Here is a 3,153-nt window from a genome sequence, read left to right on the forward strand (position 1 = left end):
ATATATTGGAATATGCTATTAAAGGGTGTTCCTATTCCATTTGTTGATGCCAAGATGTCTGAAAAAGGAAAACAATTAGAAAAAACTCAATAACATAACTTTAAATTAAATAGCATGAAAAAAATAATAGCAGATCGGGAAATTGATGTAAACGAAGAAGGGTATCTAGTCGATTTTAATCAGTGGGATAAGGAAGTTTGCGCTTATTTGGCAGAGGAACAGGGTATTTCCATGACAGAAAAGCATTGGGAAGTTGTAGAATACTTACAGGATAAGTTTCAAAAAGAAGAACCGCTTTCAATAAGGGGTATAAAGAAGAGTGGGGTTATAAATATTAAGGAATTTTACGAGCTATTTCCTGGAGGACCCTTAAAAAAATCTACGCTAATAGCGGGGATACCTAAACCAAAAAGTTGTATTTAAAAAACAAAAGGTTATAAAAGATTTTTTAGAATCATTAATAAAAAAGAGATGAGCGAAACTAAAATAATAGAGAAAAGCGAAACTAAAGTAAAAGCGGAAGGCGGAACTAAAGTAAAAAAGATGCTTTTTATACTATCCAAAGGCACCATTGAAAATGCATATGCCGCATTTGTTATGGCAAACGGCGCACGGATGGAAGGTATTGAATCGGAAATATTTTTTACATTTTTTGGACTGGAAGCCATTCAAAAGAAAAAATTAGAGCATTTACATACAGCTACTGTTGGTAATCCTGCTTTGCATATGCCAACTATGTTGGGTGGTCTGCCTGGAGTAGAGGCATTGGCTACAAAGATGATGAAAAAGGAAATGGAAAAATTAGATATGCCTCCCATTGGTGAGTTCCTTGAAATTTTGTCAGACTCCGGTTGTAAACTATGGGGTTGTAAACTGGCCGTTGACATGTTCCACCTGAAAAGAGAAGATTTAATTGATGAATTGGATGGAGTAATAACTATTGGCGATTTTTACGGCAGAGCTAATGAAGAAGGCACCCATTTATTATTCATTTAAATAAGTTGAGCTAGTCAAATAATATAAGTTCCATTGATAGATTGTTTTAAACCCTGCTGAACTTTTTTGGCAGGGTTTTTTTTTGTGAAATATTCAATTCCTTCTAATTCGGGGTATACCAAATCGTACTGGTATAAGCACGCTCCTGCTTGCTTGTTGGTGCACTTTCAGGTATTTCTACCCCAAAACGGAAGGCATCATATAGATACCATGGTGGTGTTGGTATTTCCAATACTCTTGCATAATAAAAGGCCCTCTCAGAGGGATCAAAATCCTGGTCTGTCCAAACTGTAGCCAGTTAAGATGCTCCAATAGTAATGGTCCATCTTGCCGTGGCCCGGCAATACAGTATTTTAGGCATCAAACACATTCTTGCTGGCTTGGATCATCTGTTATTTTTAATTTGCCTGATGCTGGTAGCAGGAATAGGTAAAAAATTGTGGATCACCATTACCGGATTCACTATTGCACATTCCATAACCCTTGCCTTGTCTGCATTAGATGTAGTGCGTTTACCTATCCCCCCTGTAGAGGCTGTAATTGCGCTTAGTGTAGTTTATCTTGCTATGGAGATTGCATTACAGAAAAAGATTCCCTTACTTATAGCTATCCTATAGCGGTATCTTGATCTTTCGGGCTCCTGCATGGATTTGGTTTTGCTGCTGTTCTGTCTGATATAGGGCTTCCTCAAATAGAGGTAGTTACCAGCCTGTTATTCTTTAATGTTGGGTTAGAATTGGGACAGATCATTTTTGTCCTTGGTATTTTGTTATTATGGCTGTTCATCCGTAAAATATCTTTTGATAAAAATTTGAATTCCAAATTTAAATTCAAAAGGGTTACTTTAGAAAAGTCAGCAGCGTATTTCTGCGGTTGTCTGGCTAGTTACTGGATGATTGAGAGATTGTATGGTTTTCTGCTTTGAAGCGGAATTTTATGAATTCTATCCCAAAATGGTTCTCTGACATTACAGAATAAGGGTAATCATGATAATGTTTTAATAAATCACATCTCTATAAGGTCTAATCCTATTCATAAAAAACGGCACCAAAACTGGTGCCGTTTTCATATAAGACTATTCTTGGTTATTGAACTAGTTTTTAAGGAATTTATAACTCGCTCCAACCATAATCATGGAAGTTGTCATATCATAGGAAACTTCACTACCCGGAACGGCTCCATAGGGAGGGAAATTAGATATAAGCTCAGGATTAAGCACTGGCCCTGAAGTGGCCTTTCCACTAAAGCCCATATGGTAAACACCATCTATAGCCCAACGATCGCTAATTTCATAACTCAAGCCCAGTTGAAATGCATTTTTAATTATTGCCGTGGCTGGTACGCTAAAAAATGCCACATCGCTTTCAATAGGATTTCCACTGTAGGTATATCCAAGTCTTAAGGGCAATCTGTCTATACCTTTAAACTGTATTCCTGCAGAAACAATGCTGATGTTCTTCCAGCCAAATCCTGCAACGGAAAAAGTCGGGGTCCAGCCTACCGCTGAAAATCCGGAAGCCTTATCGTATTGCACATACCTGTAATCAGCTGCAATATCAAACTGGCCAACAGAATAACCAAGGCCAAGGGACCACATAGCCGGGTAATCTATTTTGAATTCATTTTCACCTGTGCTTCCGTCCAGATAGGTATTATCTAATTTAAAATCGCCAAAAGACTGTTTTGTTTTATAGGAAGCTCCGGCAGAGAATCCGTTTCCCGAATCATAGAATAAACCAAATTGACCTCCAAAACCAAAAGCGGTTGACTTATCTGCAGATGGGTATCCGGCGGTTGGACTTGGATCGGCAGTTGGATTAGGTATTAATTTGAGTGATGCATAGTTGAAAGTAGGTTGAATACCTATAGAGAACTTATCAGAGAGTTCATAAGCATATGTGAATCCTAACTGCAGTAAACTATAATCAGATTCTATTCGGCCAAATCCTTGCATGTCTTGAGGCATATTAATTGGATTGGTAGTACTTTCAGGAAATGTAACCCCAAATCCGCTGATACCAAAAGCAGACGCGCCAAATGTATGCCGGCTGCCTTCTTTTCCCCAAACCATTGCCAAAGCCGGTAAAGGAGAGACACCCCTGTCGTCTTCAGTTGTACCGCTAAATACGTTTCCGCTAGGATCGGTTACAGTAGAAC

Annotated in this window: 6 protein-coding genes; 4 read left to right on the forward strand and 2 right to left on the reverse strand. The window is 38.4% G+C overall.

The features are described from left to right. Positions 1 to 114: 114 nt before the first annotated feature. Positions 115 to 423, forward strand: coding sequence for a TusE/DsrC/DsvC family sulfur relay protein (locus WBM60_RS11465; RefSeq protein WP_424258575.1), 309 nt, complete (start codon positions 115 to 117; stop codon positions 421 to 423). A 48-nt stretch (positions 424 to 471) separates the two neighbouring features. Continuing rightward, positions 472 to 996 carry a DsrE/DsrF/DrsH-like family protein gene (locus WBM60_RS11470; RefSeq protein ID WP_424258577.1) on the forward strand — a complete coding sequence of 175 codons (525 nt, stop codon included), beginning with the start codon at positions 472 to 474 and terminating at the stop codon, positions 994 to 996. 103 nt (positions 997 to 1,099) lie between these two features. On the opposite strand, the gene WBM60_RS11475 is transcribed toward WBM60_RS11470, so the two are convergent. Next, positions 1,100 to 1,294, reverse strand: a complete 195-nt coding sequence (locus tag WBM60_RS11475) for a DUF3604 domain-containing protein (protein ID WP_424278755.1) — start codon at positions 1,292 to 1,294, stop codon at positions 1,100 to 1,102. A gap of 19 nt (positions 1,295 to 1,313) precedes the next feature. On the opposite strand from WBM60_RS11475, the gene WBM60_RS11480 reads away from it, so the two are divergent. Together WBM60_RS11480 and WBM60_RS11485 are read left to right on the forward strand one after the other, a co-directional pair. After that, positions 1,314 to 1,613, forward strand: a complete 300-nt coding sequence (locus tag WBM60_RS11480) for a HupE/UreJ family protein (protein ID WP_424283101.1) — start codon at positions 1,314 to 1,316, stop codon at positions 1,611 to 1,613. A 23-nt stretch (positions 1,614 to 1,636) separates the two neighbouring features. Next, positions 1,637 to 1,921, forward strand: coding sequence for a HupE/UreJ family protein (locus tag WBM60_RS11485; RefSeq protein WP_424262602.1), 285 nt, complete (start codon positions 1,637 to 1,639; stop codon positions 1,919 to 1,921). 168 nt (positions 1,922 to 2,089) lie between these two features. Here WBM60_RS11485 and WBM60_RS11490 read toward each other — a convergent pair. Beyond that, a partial coding sequence (locus WBM60_RS11490) for an OmpP1/FadL family transporter (RefSeq protein WP_424283102.1) occupies positions 2,090 to 3,153 on the reverse strand: 1,064 nt, incomplete at its 5' end.

Origin of the sequence: Eudoraea sp. (assembly GCF_049669105.1) — a bacterium.
GTDB lineage: Bacteria > Bacteroidota > Bacteroidia > Flavobacteriales > Flavobacteriaceae > Eudoraea.

Coding starts and splice junctions, on each gene's coding strand:
- WBM60_RS11465 (WP_424258575.1), top strand. CDS start 115: ATGAAAAAAATAATAGCAGATCGGGAAATTGATGTAAACGAAGAAGGG.
- WBM60_RS11470 (WP_424258577.1), top strand. CDS start 472: ATGAGCGAAACTAAAATAATAGAGAAAAGCGAAACTAAAGTAAAAGCG.
- WBM60_RS11480 (WP_424283101.1), top strand. CDS start 1,314: ATGGTCCATCTTGCCGTGGCCCGGCAATACAGTATTTTAGGCATCAAA.